Below are 19,626 nucleotides of genomic sequence, written 5' to 3' on the forward strand. Positions count from 1 at the left end.
TGACGGTGCTTCTGCGCAGGGCGGCAGCAGCCAGTGGACGGGGAGTGTATCGGCCAGGTGCCGTATGTCAGAGAGCACTGGCTTGATCCGGCAAGCCATTTATTAAACTCTGTGAACATGTAGACACTTACACATGTTTACTTATATTTTTTGTGTTTATTGTTTTTTTACCTGTTCTATCCTACGTGCAGATCCGCAGAATGCTGGGTCCATCCAGGAGAGAACCAAAATGAAGAAATTTGCTCGCTGCACTACCGTCTGTCTCAGCTTGTTTGCTCTATGCGGTGTACTGGCCAGTTCCATGGCCAGCGCGGAAGAAACCCAGTGGCAAAAAGACCACCCACGTCGCACCGAAGTGAACAAGCGGCTCAACAAACAAAACCAGCGCATCGACCACAAGCTAGATGATGGCCATATGAGTCGTGCTGAAGCGAAGAAACTGCATAAGGAAGACCAGAACATTCGCCAGCAGGAACGTGACATGGCCAGGCTGGATCATGGACACATCACCAAGAGCGAACAAAAGGTGCTGAATCAGGAAGAAAACCAGGTCAGCAAGCAAATCAAGAACGCCAACTGATTCCACAACGGATAAGCCATAAAGCTGCTGGCTTCGTCGCGCAGCCATACATGCAATAGCAGGTGGCTGTCATGCCAGGCAGCGATTCAGGGAGAGTGACCATGTTGAAGCAAATCATCGTCCCGGCACTGGTGCTGGGGTTTGCCAGCGCGTCGGCCTTTGCTGGCGATATCAATCAGGACGCGCGTGATATTGCCCGCGACGCTGCTGATATCGCACATGACAGGTCTGACATTCAGGCTGACCGTGCGGTGTTGCGGGCAGATCTCTCAACAGCGTCGGCCTTGCGCGTTGATCGCCGTATCGCAGAGGAAGCACTCGCCAAGGCGGTGCAAGCCGGCGATATCGCAGCGGCGCAAAGCGACCTGGCCAAGGTTGCGGCACTGACCAGTGCCATCCGTCAGGAAGAAACCAAGGTTGCGCAAGTACACCGTGAGCTCACGGCAGATCGTCTGGACCGTGCGCTGGACAAAGCGGAATTGACGCGAGATGTGCGTGATATGACGGGTGATGCCACTATCCATGCAGAAGAAAACGAACCCGGCATCAGCAACGCACAACTGGCCGCTGATCGCGTGGCGCTGGACAAAGCCTTTGCCGCACTGGAGGGAAGCGTGAAAGCACGGCAGGAGGCCTTGGCCGGAATGGCTGCGGCAGTAAAGGCCGGTGACATCGCTACCGCTCAAGCAGATTTGTCCGCTGCAGAAGCCCTGAAGGCCGCCATCCAGGCACAAGCCAAGGCAGTGGCAGCAGCCCATGCTGAACTAGCCAAGGACAAGGCTGCTGCCAAAGCAGCAGCAAAGGCAGCGAAATCTGGCACGGGAAGCAAGGGCAAGAAATAAGACACGCCAACCTGGCTTAGTGCAATTGGATGCTCGCTGTTAGCAACACGGCCAATTTGAAAGCCCATCACGCCTGAAGGTGGTGGGCTTTTTTCATGCTGTTGCAGTCCTTGGTGGGAGCCGCTTGGGCACCGGTTTCCTGTTGTTGGTAACGCCTTTGCCATCTTGGGTGGCTGGCTTGGCTTTGTCAGCCGCTTTTACGTCACATTCTTTGTCTGCCTTGCCGGACTGCGCGGGGCATTCATCTGCTCATCCATCGCTGTGCTCATCCACGCCGTGTCATCTGATCGGGTATTGGCGTTTGGGTGGCTATCTGCCTTGCTTCTCACCCCCAAGCCAAACGATAATCGCCAAGTGCCGTTCAATAGCGGCACCGGGATTGGCGTCCCGTTGGAATCTCGGGAACTGCGGCGTAAGCACAATGCGCTCCAGTTCTCACGCCATTGCTTTGCCCATCGACGGCAGGCCTTGGCGGGAGTCTCCTCGGAGACGCCGGTTCCGAGATTCCGGTAACGCCAATCCTGCCATGTGCCTGCCACCCCCCGATTGGCGTCGGGAGCGTAGGCCAAAACCTTATCTCGGAGGGTTTTGTCATGAGCAGTACACCACAACCACCGCCGTTCCCGTCGTCCCTGCCTGCTGATTTCCCGTCCCAGTCCGACCCGCAGTTTGTTTCGTTCATGCACCAGGTGTGCCTGCCGCTGGGCCGTTTGCATGCGGCGCTGGAGTGTTTGCAGCAGGCCTTGGGGCCAGAGCCGGATTTATTGGCCGATGCCTGCATGCAGCGGGTGTGGCGGGTGTGCCTGCAGTTGCAGGCGCGGCTGGACAAGGTGGAGGCCGACCTGAACGGCAGCCTGAAGCCATTGACGCATTTGCTGGAAAAGCTGGGGGATGAGCGCGGCGACAGCCTGTCGCACGCAGATATCTACCGCATTTTGTCGCTCACCCATCAGCAGCTGCGCCGCGCCAGTACCGATTTGTACATGCGCTAGCGCGCAGGCAGCCAAGGTGGGGGGCCCTGGCTGCCTTTGCCTTACATCAGCGTGGTGTGGGCCGAGTTTAAGGTGTAGGTGTCAACAATGCCCTTGAGCGAGCGGGAGAGCTGGTCCAGGTCTTGCGCCAGCTTGGCGGTATCGGTGGCGGAGACGCTGCTGCGTTCGGCCATTTGCGCAATGCTTTCCACCTGTTGGGCAATATTGTTGGTGGCGACGCTTTGTTCCTGGATGGCGCTGGTGATTTCGCTCACCACATGGCTGGCTTGCTGGCTGCTGCTCTGGATGCGGTTGATGGCGTCGTTGGCAGTGGTGGTGTTGTTGACGCTGTGTTCCACCAGGCCAACCACGTCTTGCATGCCGCGCACGGCGGATTCGGCACTTTGCCGCATGTTGACGATGGTGGAGGTAATTTCCTGGGTGGAGCTGGCCGTGCGTTCTGCCAGTTTGCGTACTTCGTCGGCCACCACGGCAAAGCCACGGCCTTGTTCGCCGGCGCGGGCGGCTTCAATCGCTGCGTTCAGCGCCAGCAGATTGGTTTGGTCTGCCACGTCCTTGATCACCTGAATCACGCTTTCGATGTCTTGGGTTCTGGTTTCCAGATCGTGAATCAGGGTTTCGGCATTGCTGATGTTCGCCGCAATATTACGGATGCCGGTGGCAGCATCATTGATGACGGTCACGCCGTTGCTGGCCAGCTTGCCGGACTCCATGGTCATGGTATTGGCTTCAGCTGCACGGTCTGCCACATGATTCACACTGACCGTCATTTGTTCTACGGTGGAGGCCACATTGGCCGAGGCGCTGCTTTGCAAGCCGGCAGCACTGGCGACCTGGCTGGCGTTTTGCGACAGGGAGTCGGACACGCTGGCAATGGACAGCGCGCCACGGTTGATTTCGTTAAGGCTGTCTTGCAGGCGGGTCAGCAGCTTGTTCATGGCGTCGGCCACCTTGCCCAGCTCGTCATCGCGGGTGACTTTGATACGCGGGGTGAAGTCCAGCTTGCCGGTGACGTGGTCGATAAAGTTGCCCAGCCGGGTGAGACGGTTGCGCAGATTGCGGATGGTGATGGTGCCAAATACCAGGCTGAACACAATGGCCAGCGCGCTGATGGAAATCAGGGTGATCAGCAGGCGCTGGTAGGCTTGCTGGTTCTTTTCGCGCAGTACATCACCCAGCTTCCAGTTGTAGTCCACGTGCTTTTGCAGCTGGCTTTCCAGCGCCATGGCGTTCCGGCGGAAGTCTCCTCCGTCGCCAAAGCTGGCTTGTACTGCTGCGGTATTGCTGGCGGCGGCGGCACTCAGCAGCTTGTGGGTGCTGTTGATGTAGGACGCAAACATTTCCCGGTCCTGCTTGGTCATGGCCAGGTCGGTATCGTCGGAAATGTAGTTCTTTTCGTAGTTATCCAGCAGTGCCGTCATCCGCGTTGCGGAATCGTTGAGCTTGCTTTCTGCCTGTGCCCGGCCTTCCTGGGTGGTGAAGATCAGGTAGTCGCGTGCCAGCACGCGGATTTTCTGGGTCAGAATATTGGCCTCACTCAGCGCCTTCACGCTGGGAGCGGTGTTGTCCTGATAATACTCAAAACGGTCTTGCGCACCATTCAAACCATAAATGCCCACAAAACTGAGGGAAACAATGGCCGCGAACAATACAGCCAGCAAAAGCGATATACGCTGGGAAATTGACATGATGCCTCCACGCTACGGAATGAAGACCAGGAGCAGGTGGCAGTCCATCAGCCACTGATGAATGCTTCTGCATGTCCCGGATTATTTTTTTGGTTATTTATGACAGAAGATGTAGTTTGGCATTTTCTGAAAATTGAATGCATGACGGGCATCAATAACTGCCGCCTTAAACGGCATAAGCGGCAATAACCTATGTAAAAACATGTCAAATGCATTATTGCCCGCATTAATACCTGAAATGCATTCTTTGAAGATTATCACGCCATTGTGGCAAAACAAGGTGTTTTATCAAATATCGCCCAGATACCTGGCGTGCATCTGCCCGTCCGGTGCAAATTGGTCGGCTATCGCAGCGCAGCACATAATGCACTGGAGTTGGCCAGTTTGTTTCCAGTACATTAATCGCCCCGCTTTGACGCCACACAGGATGCTGCCGGATGAATTACCAAACCGTGCTGGATGACATTTACCGCGACATTGCCCCCTGGCGCGGGAGCGGTACCGTGGCGGGCTATATTCCGGAGCTGGCGCGGGTGCCGGTGGACAAGTTCGGTATGGCGGTGGTGACGGTAGACGGCCGCTGCTTTACCGTGGGCGACGCCAAAGAGCGTTTTTCCATTCAAAGCATTTCCAAGCTGTTTGCCTGCGTGATGGCGTTTCGCCTGCTGGGTGATGCCCTGTGGCAACGGGTGGGGCGCGAGCCATCCGGCACGGCGTTCAATTCGCTGGTGCAGCTGGAAACCGAACAGGGCAAGCCGCGTAACCCGTTTATCAACGCCGGGGCGCTGGTCGTGACCGACGTGCTGGCACAGCGTTTTGTGCGGGCGGACACGGCGGTGCTGGAGTTTATCCGGCGGCTGATCGGCCAGGCAGACCTCAACTACGACTCGCGGGTGGCGCAGTCGGAAATGGCACATGCCAACCGCAACCGGGCGATAGCCCATTTCATGGCCAGCTTCGGCAATATGCAGATGAACCCGGAACAGGTGGTGGAAGCCTATTGCCGCCAGTGCGCCATCACCATGAGCTGTGTGGAACTGGCGCAGGCGGCCTTGTTTCTCGCCAATGGCGGGGTGGCCCCGCTGACCGGCGAGCGCATTCTGGATGTCAGCGCCAACAAGCGGCTGTCCGCGCTGATGCTGACCTGCGGCACCTACGATGCCGCCGGGGATTTTGTCTTCCGCGTGGGCCTGCCCGCCAAAAGCGGGGTGGGCGGTGGCATTGTGGCAGTGCTGCCGGGCGAGCTGGCGCTGTGCGTGTGGTCGCCGGGGCTGGATGCCAACGGCAACTCGCTGGCCGGGGTGCAGGCGCTGGAGTTGTTTACCACTTATACCGGGCGCTCGCTGTTTTAGCACAACCACTTGCCGTCTTACGCGGACTCACCTGCGCGCATTGCATTGTTTACTGTATGCGGTCACTACGCTGCTTTGCCTGCGTTAATCTGCCATTATTGCCTGCCGGAGGGTGATCTGGTCAAATGGCTTTCATCCGGCGGCTATCTCAAGTGGACGATTCAGACTCCACCAACAATGCCAAACGATTATTTTCATAATTTAACAGCCCATCTTCCTTTCAATAGCTTGTAGCAGCCAGATTTAACATTTATTGTCTGCTGGCAATTTTTGTTAAGAGCTGTCAAACCATGTATTTTTCCAGGCAAGGTGCCATGTCCAAATTACTGCCACGTTCAATGGTTGGGGAAACCATGCGCAAAAAAGCTGGCCAGTACCTCGTGCATTGCCTTGACGCCATCATCGAACGCATCTGCTGCATCAGCGGTTTGTGCCTGCTGATTGGCCTGGCTCTGGGTTTTATCTTTTTTGCCAAATAAGGGCTGACCAGCCCAGCCACGCGCGCCCTGTCACGCGGAGTCACGCCGGGCACCTCCAAACGCCCTGTCATGCATCCGCCCTGCTGGCCCTCAGCCAGCGCCATACCTGCCCGGTACGCCGCCAAACAGCAAGCAGGCTGCGGTGTGTGCATTGCATTTTTTCGTGCACCTTAATCTCCCATTTACGTACTGATATTTTTTGGCTATCAAGGGCATTTAAAATATCAATTCGTTCAGCATGGTTTTCAATTCCGGCATTTGATCTGCGACAAATCTGCCGGTTTCAATCTACCGCATTGTATCTGCCATTAAAAACCTTACTTCAATAAAGGTTTTAATCCAGCCTCTTGTTTATTGAAATTTAATGGCCACGCAGCCAGGGGGAGATATTGCCTTTTATTTTGTGCATGCTTTTTTTATTTAAGGCAGTCCCTTGCTAAAAAAGGCTTTGCGCAATGGGCACTGGCTTGCATTCAGGTTTAACGCCATTCAGGACTGATTGAAAACAAGTATTTTTAACGCAGATGGAGCAAACGATGAAATCTCTCCGTTATTTCAGCATGCTGCTGCCGCTATTCATGGCCACATCAGTGCATGCCGCTGCAGCAATTCAAAGCGAGCCGATTCAACCCATTCCCAAAGCTGTGGTTAAAAACCCGGCCATGGTGGAATTGGGCAAGAAACTGTTTTTTGAACCGCGTCTGTCCAAGTCCGGTTTTATTTCTTGTAATTCCTGCCACAACCTGTCCACCGGCGGCAGTGACAATCTCAGTTCCTCGATTGGCGACCATTGGCAGCAGGGGCCTATCCGTTCGCCTTCGGTGCTGAATTCCAGCATGAATGTGGCGCAGTTCTGGGATGGCCGCGCCAAGTCCTTGCAGGAGCAAGCCAGCGGCCCGATTGCCAACCCCAAGGAAATGGCGTCCAACCATGTACTGGCGCTGGATGTGCTGCGTTCCATTCCCGCTTATGTGAATGAGTTCAATCAGGTGTTTGGCCGCAAGCAAATCACCATGCAGGAGGTGACGCAGGCGATTGCCGCGTTTGAAGAAACCCTGGTGACGCCGGATTCACGCTTTGACCAGTGGCTGAAGGGCAACAAGAAGGCGCTGAATACGCAGGAGCTGCGCGGCTATCAAACCTTCAAGACTGCCGGTTGCGTGGCTTGCCATAATGGCCCGGCGGTGGGTGGTAATTCCTTCCAGAAAATGGGCCTGGTATCGCCATACCAAACCAGCAACCCGGCGCAAGGCCGGGCCGGCGTAACCGGCAAGGATGCCGACCGCATGCTGTTCAAGGTGCCCTCGCTGCGTAACGTGGCCTTGCGCGCGCCTTACTTCCACGATGCCGGCGCGCCCACGCTGGAAGCTGCGGTGTCCACCATGGGCCAGTTGCAACTGGGACGGCAGTTCAGCACGCAGGAAGTCAGCGATATCGTGGCCTTCCTGCATACCCTGACCGGCAAGCAGCCGCAGATTGTGCTGCCTACCTTGCCTGCCTCCAGCAATAACACGCCACGCCCCACACCCTTCAACTAAAGCCTGCTGCGTTCGCCGCGATGAAAAAGGCCCGCTTGTTGCGGGTCTTTGGCTGTGCCTTGCCAATGACAAGACGCGCGCTGCCGTTTGCCTCCTCGTGCGCTTGTGACATGGCAGGAACCTGACAAAGACGCTCATTGCCCGCTATTGCACGGGCGATGCCAGCGCATTCCTTAGCGGCTTCATCCAGCCCCCCTTTCATTCCCTTATCGTTGCCGGGTTTATTGCGCCGGTCAGCTTGCACACTTGCCATGCTCCAAGAGCATGGAGGCAAGCGGACGAGGTGAAAAACAGGTCGGCTAGTGCCATGTAAATAGTTAAAAAAGCTGATATTAAACAATTGCAGTAGTAAACCAGCCATGCAAAATAAGTGTTCTGTTATAGTCTAGGCGGCCTGACATACCGTTTTGTCATGCATACCACAGTAGCCAACCATGCTGCTTGCATTAGTTTTCCTGCAACGCGTACGGCATAAAGTAAGATTATTTGGCCACATATAGCAGTGCTAAAACCTTTTAGTATTGCGTACCGGGTTGGGCATTATCTGAAGCGGCAGTGAAACATCATTCATTTCGGGGTTCACCATGACGATTACCAAAAAATTGTTACTGACCTTGGCCATCGCCCTGGCCTGCATGTTGCTGGTGGGCGGCTATGCCATCAGGGAGCTGCATGCGGCCCAGCAGCGCTTTTCCTATGTGCAGAGCGAAACGCTGCCCAATTTGCGCGTGATGCAAAGCACCTTGCGTGCCGTGGCGGACATCAGGGCCAATACCTTGCGGCATGTGCTGGCCAATAGCGCCGAACAGAAAGCCACGGCGGAAAAGAATCTGGAAGATGCCGACCAGCGCTTTGACAAGCAGATGAACGATTACCACGTCAGTGAAAGCGCCAGCGCCGAAGACCGCCAGTTGCTGGACGCGGAAAAAGCCATGATGACGCAGTACCGCGAAGGACGCAGCCGCATCCTGGCCTTGTCGCGCAGCAACCAGATCGAGCAGGCTTCCGCCCTCATCAACAGCGATTTCTCCCGTACCGCCGTGCAGCTGATGGAAGCGGTGCAAGCCCATTCCAAGTTCAATTACCAACAGGCCGACCAACTGGCGGCGGACAACGACCGCACCTTCAATCAGGTGCTGACCGTGGCCATCACCCTGATGGTGCTGGCAGCGGTGCTCACCAGCGTGCTGGCTACCTTGCTGTACCGCAATATCCGCAACGGGCTGAGCAATATTGAAAACACCATCGAACAGGTCAACCGCCAGCAGGATTTCCGCCTGCGTGCCAAGGCCGACAGTCAGGATGAAATCGGCCGTACCGCCAGTGCTTTTAACCATCTGCTGGAAAGCCTGCAAGGGGCCATGCGGCAGCTGGGTGATGGTTCGCGTCAGGTAAAGCATGCGGCGCAGGAGCTGTCACAAACTGCAGGTGAGGTGTCCATGGCTGCCGGTGCGCAAAGTGAGGCATCGGCCAATATTGCCGCCACCATCGAGCAGATGACGGTCAGCATCAACCACGTTGCCGCGCAGTCGGTGGAGCAAAGCGATGGTGCCAAGTCGGCCCAGTCGCTGGTGCTGGAAAGCAGCGGCATCATCGAGCAGACCATCCGTGACATTCACCAGATTTCGCAGGTGGTGACAGTGTCTGCCAACAGCATTCACGAAATGGAAACCCATAGCGGAGAGGTCGCCACGGTCATCAATGTGATTCGCGACATTGCCGACCAGACCAATCTGCTGGCACTGAATGCCGCCATCGAGGCTGCACGGGCTGGCGAACAGGGGCGGGGCTTTGCCGTGGTGGCCGACGAAGTGCGCAAGCTGGCAGAACGTACCACCAAATCCACCCAGGAAATTTCCGCCACCATTGAAGCCATGCTGGGCAATGCCAACCATGCCACCACGCAAATGCAAAAAGCAGAAGAGTTGGTGAAAGTGGGCGTCACCCGTGCCGACCAGGCTGCGGATGCCATGCGCCGGATTGGCGAGCTGGCCGGGGCTGCCGTGCAGGGTAGCGATGCGGTTGCCGCCGCCATTCAGCAGCAGGGCGAGGCCAGCAATAATATTGCTGCCATGGTGGAGCGCACGGCCCAGGCATCGGAAGAAGCCAGCGCCGCCGCACAGAACACCGCGCAAAGTGCGGCACAGCTGGACCAGCTGGCCCGCATGCAGGCGGATATCCTGGCGCGCTATCAGGTGTAGGGGGCCTGACGCCGGCCTGGCACCCCAGGGTGTCAGGCCTTGGTGTTGATCATCGAGCCCAGGCTGCCGCCCTGATTGACTGGCGGGTCGGTTTCCGGGCTGGTGGTCGCCGGCGTGGACGGCGGAGTCTGGCGATTGGTGCTATTGGTTTTGGGGGCATAGCTGTTGTAATTGCTGATCGGGGAAATCGGCATGGCCATGGTGTGTGCTCCTGATGGATGGTCAATGGTGCTGCTGTCTGTTGCCCCAGCATGGCAGCGTGGCTGGCAACTACGGGTATGGCCGCTGTCTTTGCAATTTTGATGCCAGCCTTATTTGCGAAAAATTGTCCTTTATAATCAGTTCTTTACATTTCTTTACGCCCATTTTTTCCGCCCTCTGGCAATCTTTGCCGCCCGGCGGCATGTCCTTGCCACAGCAGCACAGACCAAACCGCATGACTTGATCAGCATGGCTGTGATTATTTTGTTGTCCATAAAGTTACTTTATGGTTTGCAATAGGGATTCTGCACTTTGCCTTGCTCCGGATCGGGGCGGGCAAGGTGAGCTATCCCTATGCAAACAAGGAGTCTGTTGATGGAATTCTGGAAAAAAATACTGGGGCAGGTGAATGCCGGTGGACATGGCGGACATGGACGACACGGTGGTCACGGCAATTCCGGTGCACATGGTGGGCATGGCAGCCGGGGTGGGCATGACACCAGCGTCGGCTCTCACACCGCCAGCACCATGACATCAGCACACACTGGCCGTTGCCCGCGTTGCCAGACCCCGGCGGCCAGCGCTGCCCGCTTCTGCCTGCAATGCGGTAATGCACTGTCTCCCACCCAATGCCGGCAATGTGCAGCGGCACTGACGCCGCAAAGCCGGTTCTGCAACCAGTGCGGTACGCCTACCAGCTGAATCCGCCCGAGTGCACGGGCTGGCAGATGCGCCACTGCCAGCCTGGTCACTGGTGTTGCAGGATGTGACGCCTTTCTTGCCCTCTGCCCTTGTCCCGGCTCAACCCACTATCTTTCATTGCCTGCAGCAACACACTTGCCGCTCTGCCCGGCTTTTGCTCACGCGTACACAACATCAGATTCTGAGCGGTACCTGCAGTTTTCCTGAGTAATTACCAGATAAGTCCGGCCCAGATTCCAATCTCGCCTATCGCCCAGAAAACCTCTTCCTGTTGTCATGCTGGTTTGGCTTGTCACTGTCGTGATTGCCATGTTCAGCCCGCCTCCTCTCCATTCGTTTTGCTTCCTTCAAGTGTCAATCCGGATGATTTCAATGATGGGAATGCGGACGAAATGAACCATTAAAGCGCCACCAGAGCGCAGACCACGTGCATGCAGCCCTATTCGTCACACGTATCCACAAATGAGGAGTTGCGCCATGACACCCGCCCCCAGCCAGTCGCGCCGCGCTGCGGCAGCCGCCTTCATCGGTACTACCATCGAGTTTTACGATTTCTACATCTATGCCACCGCAGCCGCACTGGTGCTGGGACAGGTGTTCTTCCCCAGCAGCGACCCCACGCTGAGCACGCTGGCCGCCTTTGCCACCTTTGCCGTCGGCTTTGTCGCCCGCCCTATGGCCGGAGTGGTGTTCGGCCATCTGGGCGACCGCCTGGGGCGCAAGAAAATGCTGCTGTTCACCATGACGCTGATGGGCGTGGCCACCGCTGGCATCGGCCTGCTGCCCAGCCATGCCAGTGCGGGTATCTGGGCCCCCGTCGGCCTGGTGGCCCTGCGCTTCATCCAGGGTATTTCGGTAGGGGGCGAATGGGGCGGTGCCGTGCTGATGGCCAGCGAACACGCGCCGGCCAAACGCAAGACCTTCTATGCCTCGTTTGCCCAGCTGGGCAGCCCGGCAGGCCTGATTCTGTCGCTGATCGCCTTCCGGCTGGTCACTTTGCTCGACCCGGCCGACTTTCTCAGCTGGGGCTGGCGCTTGCCTTTCCTGGCCAGCGGCCTGTTGATGTGCGTGGGGCTGCTTATCCGCATCGGCGTGGATGAGTCGCCGGAATTCAAAACCGTGCAGGCCGAACAAAGCACGGCGAAATATCCGGTGCTGGAAGTGATACGCGATTGCTGGCGCGAAATCCTGTTTGCCGCTGCCGCCGTCACCATTGGTTCGGCCGGTTTCTTCTTTACCAACACCTTCATGATCACCTATGTGACCCAGTATCAGGGTATTGCCCGTTCCACCATTCTGGACACGCTGTTTCTGGTGACCATCCTGCAATTCCTGTCGCAACCCTGTTCGGCACTGCTGGCGGAGAGAATGGGCGAAGGCCGTTTCCTCAAGATCGTCGCGCTGTTATGCGTGCTGCTGCCTTATCCCATGTTCCTGCTGGTGGAAACCGGCGACCTTCTGCTGATGACCCTGGGCATTGCCATGGCGGTAGTCACCCTGTCCGGCCTGTATGCGGTGATTGCCGGCTATATGGCAGAGGCCTTTCCGGTACGGCTGCGCTATTCCGGCATTTCGCTGGCCTACCAGTTGATCTGCGCTGTTGCAGGCGGCACTACACCGCTGATCGGCACCTGGCTGGCCAGCCGCTTTGCCGGCCAGTGGTGGCCGCTGGCCTTGTTTTTCTCGCTGCTGTCCCTGCTGTCTTTTGTCGGGGTGACCGGGCTGTCCCGCCTGCGGCAGCAGAACACTTTTTCCCAACCAGCCCTTGCGCGTTAATGCCTGGAGAAACTGATGAACCCAGCAAGCCGATTTTCCCCTGAAGAATGGCAGGCCCGCTGCGAGCTGGCCGCGCTGTACCGGCTGATCGCCCATTTCCGCATGACGGACATGATAGACACCCATATTTCACTGCGCCTTCCCGGCCCTGATCATCATTTCCTCATCAATCGCTACGGCGTGCTGTTCCAGCACATGCGGGCTTCCCACCTGGTGCGCATAGACCAGCACGGCAATGTGGTGGGCGGCGATGCGGCCAGCCAGCGTGTCAACAAGGCGGGTTTTGTCATTCATTCCGCCGTGCACATGGCCAGGCCCGACCTGCACTGCGTGATACACACCCACACCGCAGCCGGTATGGCGGTATCGGCACAGGAACACGGCCTGCTACCGATTACCCAGCATGCGCTGAAGTTTTACGGCCGCCTGAGTTACCACGCGTACGAGGGCATTGCGCTGTCGCTGGAAGAGCGTGAACGGGTAGTGGACGACCTGGGCCCGCGCAACAAGGCAATGATTCTGCGCAATCACGGCCTGCTGGCCGGTGGGCGTTCGGTCGCCGCAGCCTTCCATGAAATCTATTTCCTGGAGCGCGCCTGTCAGGCCCAGGTGCAGGCCATGGCTGGCGGGGCGCAACTGCACTATCCCGGCGAGGCGGTGCGCCAGCACACCTCGGCCCAGTTTGCCCGTGACGACGAAGAAGAAATCATCGCCCTGGGCTGGCAGGCGGCGCTGTCGCTAATTGCCGATCAGCAGGCGGATTATTGCCGATGAACACGGTTGTCCTGCTGACCGATGATGCCGGGCGGATGGCCAGATTGCGCCAGGCCTTTGCCCCGGAGGCCCGGTACTGGGCTGACCCTTGTCAGCCCCACCCATACCAAGGAGAACAACCATGCTGACCGTGAATGGCCCACGTTTGTGGAATAGCTTGATGGAAATGGCCAAAGTCGGTGCCACCGCTGCCGGGGGAAATTGCCGACTGGCCTTGTCGGCAGAAGATTTTGCCGGTCGCGCCCTGTTTGCCGACTGGTGCCACCAGGCGGGCATGAGCCTGGATACCGATGCCATCGGCAACCTGTTTGCCCGGCGCGCCGGGCGCGACCCGCAAGCCAGGCCGGTGGTGATGGGCAGCCATCTGGACACCCAGCCCGCCGGCGGGCGTTTCGACGGCGTTTATGGCGTGCTGGCCGGGCTGGAAGTGGTACGCAGCCTGAACGATGCCGGTATCACCACCGACAAGCCACTGGAAATTGCGGTATGGACCAACGAAGAAGGTGCTCGCTTCACCCCGGCCATGCTGGGTTCGGCTGCATTTTGCGGGGTATTGCCACTGGACAAGGCACTGGCAATGGAAGACGCACAGGGCATCAGCGTGGCCACGGCACTGGCAGGCCACGCCGGCAGTCTGCCTCTGGGCCGGCCTTTTGATGCTTATTTCGAACTGCATATCGAGCAAGGGCCCATTCTGGAACAGGCCAGTGTACCGATTGGCGTAGTGACAGGTGGCCAGGCCATTTGCTGGCTGAATGTGCGAGTCACCGGCCAACCGGCCCATGCCGGCACCACGCCTATGCACCTGCGCCGCGATGCGCTGTTTGCTGCCAGCGCCATGATCCGCCAGCTGGAACAGTTGGCCGAGGCGTTTGCACCACATGGCCTGGTTACCGTGGGCCAGTTGCTCATCCCGGGCTCATCTCGCAATACCATTCCCGGTCAGGTGCGCTTTACCGTGGACCTGCGCCACCATCAGGACGCACAGATCGCAGCCATGGAACAGCGTACCTGTGCGCTGCTACAGCAAGTGGCCGCCCAACGCGGCCTGACGGTGGATATCCAGCCACACTGGTTCAGCGCCGCCACGCCGTTCGACCCGGACTGCATCGCAGCGGTAGGTCAGGCAGTAACTGCCCTGGGCTATCCGCATCGGGAGATGGTCAGCGGTGCCGGTCACGATGCCATCCATCTGGCGCGCCACTGTCCAAGCAGCATGATCTTCATTCCCTGTGTGGGCGGCCTCAGTCACAACGAGGCGGAAGATGCACTGCCAGAGAATATATGCATGGGAGCGGATGTTCTGCTGGGCGCGGTGCTGGGGCGGGCTGGAGGCTAGGCCGCGACGGCAGTTTCCGAGCAGGCCAGCTGTGCCTGGTTGCGCCCCTGCTGCTTGGCGCGATACAGCATGCGGTCGCAGCAGTACAGCAAATCGCTGGCCTGATGCAGCCCGGCAATGCTGGACAATGCAGCGCCCAGGCTGATGGTGAGGTGCTGCAAACCATCCGGGCGGTATTGGTGTATGACTTCCAGTGCCGCCACCTGCTGCTGCAAACGCTGGGCAATATGCTGCAGCTCATCCTGGCTGGCGGTTTGCAGCAGGATGGCGAACTCCTCGCCCCCGTAACGGAAAGCGCGGGCCTGACCGCTGCGCAGGCAACTGACCATGGCGCTGGCCACATCAGCCAGGATATGGTCGCCCGCCTGATGGCCGTAGTGGTCGTTATACGGCTTGAAAAAATCAATATCCACCAGCAACAAGGCAAAGGGGCGGCCATGCTGGCGCATTTGCTGCCAGAACTCCTCCAGCTGCACATCAAAGGCGCGGCGATTCCCCACCCGGGTGAGCGCGTCGGTGGAGGCCAGGGTTTGCAGGCGCTGGTTGAGCAGCGACAGTTCCTGCTTGCGCCGCCGCTGTTCCTGCGCGGCATAAAACGCCAGCCGCACGCTGGTGGTGGTGTTCCAGCTCATGAACAGGCAAAACAGCAGCACCGGCAAGTACACCAGCGAGAACACCAGCAGTGGTTTACTGTTGTGCGGGTTCATCAGCGCCACATTGCCGATGATGGCCAGGGAAATGGCCAGCGAGCTGACCACCGCGCCCTTGAACGACACCCGCACGCCCAGATTGGCAAACACGATGAAGATGAGCGACGCATACAGAAAGGTGGGCACATCTGCTGAGTGGCTGCGCTTGAGCAGTTCGAACCAGGCCAGGGTGGCAATCAGGTCGTGTACCGGCATCAGCTGGTCCATCAACAGGATTTTGCGGCTGTGGCCGAACACCAGCCAGATATTGAACAGCGCAATCAGCAGCAGCACACTGCGCACCAGCAGCGAGGTGGAGGCCATGTCCGGAATCAGCAGGGCATCGGCCATCACATAGGAAAAAAAGGCAAAGGCGGCAATGATGTTGGTCAGCAGTAAAAAAGGGCGATGCTGACGCAAGATGTAATGCTCGAACTCCGGCCACTGGGCGGCAGGAATACGTACCCGCCAGCGGATGCGCATGGCGGCAAGCAAGTTGGCGACGACACTCATGGCTGCAACTCTTGCTGCCAGGAGGCAGCCGACTCAAGACGACAAAATGCAGTTTAGGGCAAGCATCCTGTCCCGTCTAGGCATTCGTCATGACAGCTGAAAGGTGCGCAGCACTCCCCGTTCAGTCTGGTAGCAGTACATAAGTTTTGCGCACGGTTTCACTGACTTCCCACACCCCGCTGCTGTTGGCAGGGAAATACAGTGCATCGCCAGCGGCAATGTCAATCGGGCTGCCGGTATCGGGAATGAAGCGACAGCGACCCTGCACAAAATGGCAGAACTCGGCCTGCATGATCTGTCGCCGCCAGCGCCCGGGGCTGCACTCCCATACCCCGGTTTCCACACCGTCAGGCCGCTCCACCGCATGCACGGCGACGGTGGACACTGGCGCGCCCAGTGGTACGGCCACCGGGGTGGGAGCGGACAGGACGGCGTGATGACTGTCCGGCAAATGGGTGATCGACATGGTGTGCTCCGGTGATGGATGAGTAAATTGATGGGTGAGTACATCGATAAAACAGGCTGCGCGAGGCTAACAAAACAGCCTGGCGTGCCTGGTGCAAGACGCAACGCAGCAGCAGAGCTGTTGTCTGCGGCGCTTACTGCATCAGCCCTTCCATACAGCTGGCCACGTGCATGGCCAGGCGGCGTCGCCACGGCGCGCTGGACGGATTGTTCAGCGTGCGGTCTTCACGCACAAAGCTTCGGATGATGGCGTTGTAGCCCAGCCAGCGCAGTGGCTCCGGCTCCCAGCGGCTAAGGCTGCCGGGCTGGCGCACCCAGGGCTGGCGGGTAAGCAGGGTGTCGCGCCCCAGCATCAGGTCGGCCAGGGTGCGACCGGCCAGATTGCTGGCCCCCACGCCCTCGCCACCATAGCCACCGGCCCAGGCCAGGCCCTGGCTGGCATCGCACACCATATACGGCTGGAAACGCCGCGCCACCCCCAGATTGCCACCCCAGCCGTGGCTGATACGCGCCGTGGCCAGCATAGGGAACAGTTCCACCATCAACTGACGGCGTAGCGCGATTTCGTCTGCGGTCAGCGTAAAGTCCTGGCGCAGCTTGCCGCCAAAGCGATAACCGCCACGCGCGCCAAACACCAGCCGGTTGTCGCGGCTGCGCTGGCCATAGCTGACCTGGCGGCTGTTTTCGCTGAAGGCCTCACCGTGGCGCAGGCCAATCTCCTCCCACAGCGCGTCGGACAAGGGTTCGGTGGCGATGATCAGGCTTTGCACCGGCAGCTGGTATTGGCCGAAGGGTGGCAGCGTGGCGGCATAGCCTTCCACCGCTGGCACCAGCCAGCGCGCCTGTACCCGGCCTTGTGCGGTGTGCAGGCTGCCCGGCTGCCAGTGGGTGACGCGGGATTGCTCGTAAATCTGCACGCCCAGCCGCTCCACGCACTCCGCCAGGCCGCGCACCAGGCGGGCGGGCTGAATGGTGGCCACATGCGGCGAATACACTGCGCCATACGGCGTGGCCAAGCGCAGACGGCTGTTCAGCGCGGCAACATCCAGCCAGCGGTAATCGTCCTCGCCATGGCCATGGTCGCGCCAGTCTGCCAGTTGCTGGCGCAGGCGGGCTTCCTGCTCCGGGTAGCGCGCGGCGCAATACAGCACGCCGCCCTTGCGGTAGTGGCAGTCAATGCCTTCGCGGGCGATCACCCGGCCCACTTCGTCCGGAATATCATGCAGCAGCTTGCGGCTGAGCGCCCGCGCGTCCGGGTTCAGCCCGGCCAGCAAGCGGTCCTCGCCCAGCACTTCGCCAATCACCCAGCCGCCATTACGGCCGGAAGCCCCAAAACCGGCAATTTCCGCCTCCAACACCACCACGCGCAGCGCCGGCAGTTGCTGCTTCAGGTAATAGGCAGTCCACAGCCCGGTATAACCGGCCCCGACAATGGCCACATCGGCCTCGATGTCACCAGTGAGGGCCGGGCGCGGTGACAGGCTGTCACCCAGTTGTTCCATCCACAGGCTGATAAAGGGGCTGGCGGCCATCGTCGGTTCTCCCGTTGTTGATGGCCCCAAGCTTATGCAGCGGGGTCGCTCTCTGTCGTCGCTGCGTGCCCGCGCGGAAAACGGCGCAGCCAGGCAGCGGGTGACAAGCCGGTATGCTGACGGAAGCAGCGATAGAACACCGACAGCGAATTGAAGCCGGCAGCAAAGGCCAGTTCATCCATCCGTACCTTGCTGTCGCTGGCAGGCAGGTGGTCCAGCACATGCTGCAAGCGAGCCTGGTTCACATAGCCGTAAAAGCTTTGGCCCAGCACCTGGTTGAGCAGATAGGACAGCTGGTTGCGGCTGTAGCCGGTGGCGGCCGCCACGGCGGCCAGATTGCAGTCGGCCTGCAGATAGGGCCGGGCCTGCCGGAAATAGCCGTGCAGCTCATCCGCCATGCGCCCCAGCTGGCGCGCCGACAGGCCCAGCTTTTGCAAGGGCTGCTGACTGGCCGGGCGACCTTGTCCCTGCGGCCCTTGTTGCAGGGTGGCGTATTCGCGCACCTGCCAGATCAGCCCGTCACGCACGGTGATGGCCTCGCTGCTGTGAAAGCACACCAGCCCCTTGCCGCCTTGCAGCACCAGTTGGTACTGGATGAAGGCGGTATCGCCATCTACCCGGATGCGGTCGATATGTTCCAGCCGTTCCGCCTCGCCCTGCGGCAGGGAAGACAGCACGTAGTCACGCAGCTGGCCGTGGTGGAATACCCGGTTTTGCAGGAAGTCGTGATAGGCGATGTCGGGGTGGTACAGCGCCAGGATGTCTTCCAGCCGCCGCTGTTTCCACGCCTGGTGATAGCGCAGCACCACCTGGTGGGTGGCAGGCAGAAAACCCTGGCTGTCCGGTGTTGCTGGCTGGTTCATGATGGCTGGCGGAGAAAACAGGAAAAATCAATGTAGTGCAAAGCGCGGTGGCGGGCCAGTGTTTACCCTGTCCGCCACACCGCTCAAACTCCCAGCAGCTGCTGGCGCTGTCGGGCAAACTGCTGGCAGGCCTGCTGCAACCACTGGCAGAACAGCTGCACCCGGCGGTCTGTCGGGTGCGGGCAGCGCAACACATAGCGCGCCAGGGCAGCCACGGTGGCGGGGAATACCTGACGCAAGCGGCCTTGCTCCAGATGTTCCAGCACCTGGGCCGCCCGTGCCATGGCCACGCCCTGCCCCTGGCAGGCGGCAGCCAGCGACAGGCTGGCCAGATTGTATTCCCGCTCCAGCCACGGCCCGGCGGCAAAGCGGCAGGCTGGCGGAGCATGTTGCTGCCAGCAGTCCCACTCGGCAAACGGCGGGGCGCCATCCCAGGCGGCGCTGTCATGCAGGCGCCCAAGTAGTACACCTGGACGGGACGGGTCGGGATGGGCGGCCAGCCAGTCAGGGCTGGCTACCGGCAGCAGGACTTCATCCAGCAAGGTGGTGCCGGGCAGATCGGCCAGATCGTCCGGGTCGTAACGTATGCAGACAGCCACACCCGCCGCCAGCATGTCCTGTCGGCTCATGCGCTGGAATTCAGCCCGTAATCGCACCGGAATGGCCGGGTATTGCTGCTGGAAGGCGCTCAGGCGCGGCATCAGCCAGTCCAGCGCAAAGGACGGCGCACAGCTGATGTGCAATACGCTGTCCTGCTCCGCCAGCTGCTGCAAGGTGGTGTCGATGTCTTGCAAGGCGGTACTGACGGTGCGGTACAGCGTCTGGCCCTGCGAGGTAAGTTGCAGGCGGCGGTGCTGGCGCACAAACAAGGGGTAGCCCAGGCGCTGCTCCAGCTGGCGGATTTGCTGGCTGACCGCGCTCTGAGTCAGGTGCAGCTGACCGGCAGCAGCGGTAAAGCTGAGCAGACGCGCAGCCACCTCAAAACAACGCAGGTTGGCAAGAATGTGGGCATCAAGCATTGGCATAAGCTCCACTAATGGATTCAGCAGCAAGTATCGCTGTTTTTGCGGCGTGATGGCGCTCTAGAATGCAGGCTGAAA

Annotated in this window: 19 protein-coding genes; 11 read left to right on the top strand and 8 right to left on the bottom strand. The window is 59.3% G+C overall.

The genetic code is table 11. The features are described from left to right. Nucleotides 1-229 precede the first annotated feature (229 nt). From HWX34_RS06975 to HWX34_RS06985, 3 genes are all read left to right on the top strand, one after another. Nucleotides 230-580 carry a hypothetical protein gene (locus HWX34_RS06975; protein WP_178971570.1) on the top strand — a complete coding sequence of 117 codons (351 nt, stop codon included), beginning with the start codon at nucleotides 230-232 and terminating at the stop codon, nucleotides 578-580. 101 nt (nucleotides 581-681) lie between these two features. Further along, nucleotides 682-1,422: a hypothetical protein gene (locus HWX34_RS06980; protein ID WP_178971571.1), complete on the top strand. Its 741-nt coding sequence runs from the start codon at nucleotides 682-684 to the stop codon at nucleotides 1,420-1,422. 593 nt (nucleotides 1,423-2,015) lie between these two features. Continuing rightward, nucleotides 2,016-2,414, top strand: coding sequence for a hypothetical protein (locus HWX34_RS06985; protein WP_178971572.1), 399 nt, complete (start codon nucleotides 2,016-2,018; stop codon nucleotides 2,412-2,414). Between the two features lie 41 nt (nucleotides 2,415-2,455). On the opposite strand, the gene HWX34_RS06990 is transcribed toward HWX34_RS06985, so the two are convergent. Next, nucleotides 2,456-4,102: a methyl-accepting chemotaxis protein gene (locus HWX34_RS06990; RefSeq protein ID WP_178971573.1), complete on the bottom strand. Its 1,647-nt coding sequence runs from the start codon at nucleotides 4,100-4,102 to the stop codon at nucleotides 2,456-2,458. A gap of 437 nt (nucleotides 4,103-4,539) precedes the next feature. Here HWX34_RS06990 and HWX34_RS06995 point away from each other — a divergent pair, with 437 nt between their 5' ends. The 3 genes from HWX34_RS06995 (at nucleotide 4,540) to HWX34_RS07000 (ending at nucleotide 7,471) form a co-directional block, all read left to right on the top strand. Next, nucleotides 4,540-5,454, top strand: coding sequence for a glutaminase (locus HWX34_RS06995; protein WP_178971574.1), 915 nt, complete (start codon nucleotides 4,540-4,542; stop codon nucleotides 5,452-5,454). 353 nt (nucleotides 5,455-5,807) lie between these two features. Then, the gene (locus HWX34_RS21245; RefSeq protein WP_255496608.1) at nucleotides 5,808-5,933 is read left to right on the top strand and encodes a hypothetical protein; all 126 of its coding nucleotides are present in this window, start codon (nucleotides 5,808-5,810) and stop codon (nucleotides 5,931-5,933) included. Between the two features lie 536 nt (nucleotides 5,934-6,469). Then, the gene (locus tag HWX34_RS07000; protein WP_304506134.1) at nucleotides 6,470-7,471 is read left to right on the top strand and encodes a cytochrome-c peroxidase; all 1,002 of its coding nucleotides are present in this window, start codon (nucleotides 6,470-6,472) and stop codon (nucleotides 7,469-7,471) included. On the opposite strand, the gene HWX34_RS07005 is transcribed toward HWX34_RS07000, so the two are convergent. Then, nucleotides 7,464-7,832, bottom strand: coding sequence for a hypothetical protein (locus tag HWX34_RS07005; protein ID WP_178971576.1), 369 nt, complete (start codon nucleotides 7,830-7,832; stop codon nucleotides 7,464-7,466). The two genes, HWX34_RS07000 and HWX34_RS07005, sit on opposite strands and share 8 nt — an antisense overlap. Nucleotides 7,833-8,055: 223 nt before the next feature. Between HWX34_RS07005 and HWX34_RS07010 the strand changes: the two genes are divergently transcribed. Next, nucleotides 8,056-9,672, top strand: a complete 1,617-nt coding sequence (locus HWX34_RS07010) for a methyl-accepting chemotaxis protein (RefSeq protein ID WP_178971577.1) — start codon at nucleotides 8,056-8,058, stop codon at nucleotides 9,670-9,672. A gap of 32 nt (nucleotides 9,673-9,704) precedes the next feature. On the opposite strand, the gene HWX34_RS07015 is transcribed toward HWX34_RS07010, so the two are convergent. Continuing rightward, complete coding sequence (locus tag HWX34_RS07015; RefSeq protein WP_178971578.1) at nucleotides 9,705-9,872, bottom strand: hypothetical protein; 168 nt, start codon at nucleotides 9,870-9,872, stop codon at nucleotides 9,705-9,707. Nucleotides 9,873-10,248: 376 nt separating this feature from the next. Between HWX34_RS07015 and HWX34_RS07020 the strand changes: the two genes are divergently transcribed. The 4 genes from HWX34_RS07020 (at nucleotide 10,249) to HWX34_RS07035 (ending at nucleotide 14,464) form a co-directional block, all read left to right on the top strand. Continuing rightward, the gene (locus tag HWX34_RS07020) at nucleotides 10,249-10,575 is read left to right on the top strand and encodes a zinc ribbon domain-containing protein (RefSeq protein ID WP_178971579.1); all 327 of its coding nucleotides are present in this window, start codon (nucleotides 10,249-10,251) and stop codon (nucleotides 10,573-10,575) included. 477 nt (nucleotides 10,576-11,052) lie between these two features. After that, a complete protein-coding gene (locus tag HWX34_RS07025; RefSeq protein WP_178971580.1) occupies nucleotides 11,053-12,351 on the top strand; it encodes an MFS transporter in 1,299 nt (432 codons plus the stop codon). 15 nt (nucleotides 12,352-12,366) lie between these two features. After that, nucleotides 12,367-13,125, top strand: coding sequence for a class II aldolase/adducin family protein (locus tag HWX34_RS07030; RefSeq protein ID WP_178971581.1), 759 nt, complete (start codon nucleotides 12,367-12,369; stop codon nucleotides 13,123-13,125). A 121-nt stretch (nucleotides 13,126-13,246) separates the two neighbouring features. Continuing rightward, nucleotides 13,247-14,464, top strand: a complete 1,218-nt coding sequence (locus tag HWX34_RS07035) for a Zn-dependent hydrolase (protein ID WP_178971582.1) — start codon at nucleotides 13,247-13,249, stop codon at nucleotides 14,462-14,464. Here HWX34_RS07035 and HWX34_RS07040 read toward each other — a convergent pair. The 5 genes from HWX34_RS07040 to HWX34_RS07060 all read right to left on the bottom strand — a co-directional run bounded on the left by HWX34_RS07040 (nucleotide 14,461) and on the right by HWX34_RS07060 (nucleotide 19,545). Further along, nucleotides 14,461-15,666 carry a diguanylate cyclase gene (locus HWX34_RS07040; protein WP_218645096.1) on the bottom strand — a complete coding sequence of 402 codons (1,206 nt, stop codon included), beginning with the start codon at nucleotides 15,664-15,666 and terminating at the stop codon, nucleotides 14,461-14,463. The two genes, HWX34_RS07035 and HWX34_RS07040, sit on opposite strands and share 4 nt — an antisense overlap. 121 nt (nucleotides 15,667-15,787) lie before the next feature. Next, nucleotides 15,788-16,132 carry a cupin domain-containing protein gene (locus HWX34_RS07045; protein ID WP_178971583.1) on the bottom strand — a complete coding sequence of 115 codons (345 nt, stop codon included), beginning with the start codon at nucleotides 16,130-16,132 and terminating at the stop codon, nucleotides 15,788-15,790. 133 nt (nucleotides 16,133-16,265) lie between these two features. After that, nucleotides 16,266-17,663: an FAD-binding oxidoreductase gene (locus HWX34_RS07050; protein WP_178971584.1), complete on the bottom strand. Its 1,398-nt coding sequence runs from the start codon at nucleotides 17,661-17,663 to the stop codon at nucleotides 16,266-16,268. Between the two features lie 32 nt (nucleotides 17,664-17,695). Further along, nucleotides 17,696-18,526, bottom strand: a complete 831-nt coding sequence (locus HWX34_RS07055) for a nuclear transport factor 2 family protein (RefSeq protein WP_178971585.1) — start codon at nucleotides 18,524-18,526, stop codon at nucleotides 17,696-17,698. Nucleotides 18,527-18,609: 83 nt separating this feature from the next. Further along, nucleotides 18,610-19,545, bottom strand: a complete 936-nt coding sequence (locus HWX34_RS07060; protein ID WP_178971586.1) for a LysR family transcriptional regulator — start codon at nucleotides 19,543-19,545, stop codon at nucleotides 18,610-18,612. Nucleotides 19,546-19,626 lie beyond the last annotated feature (81 nt).

Source organism: Aquitalea sp. LB_tupeE (assembly GCF_013391415.1).
Taxonomy (GTDB): Bacteria; Pseudomonadota; Gammaproteobacteria; order Burkholderiales; family Chromobacteriaceae; genus Aquitalea.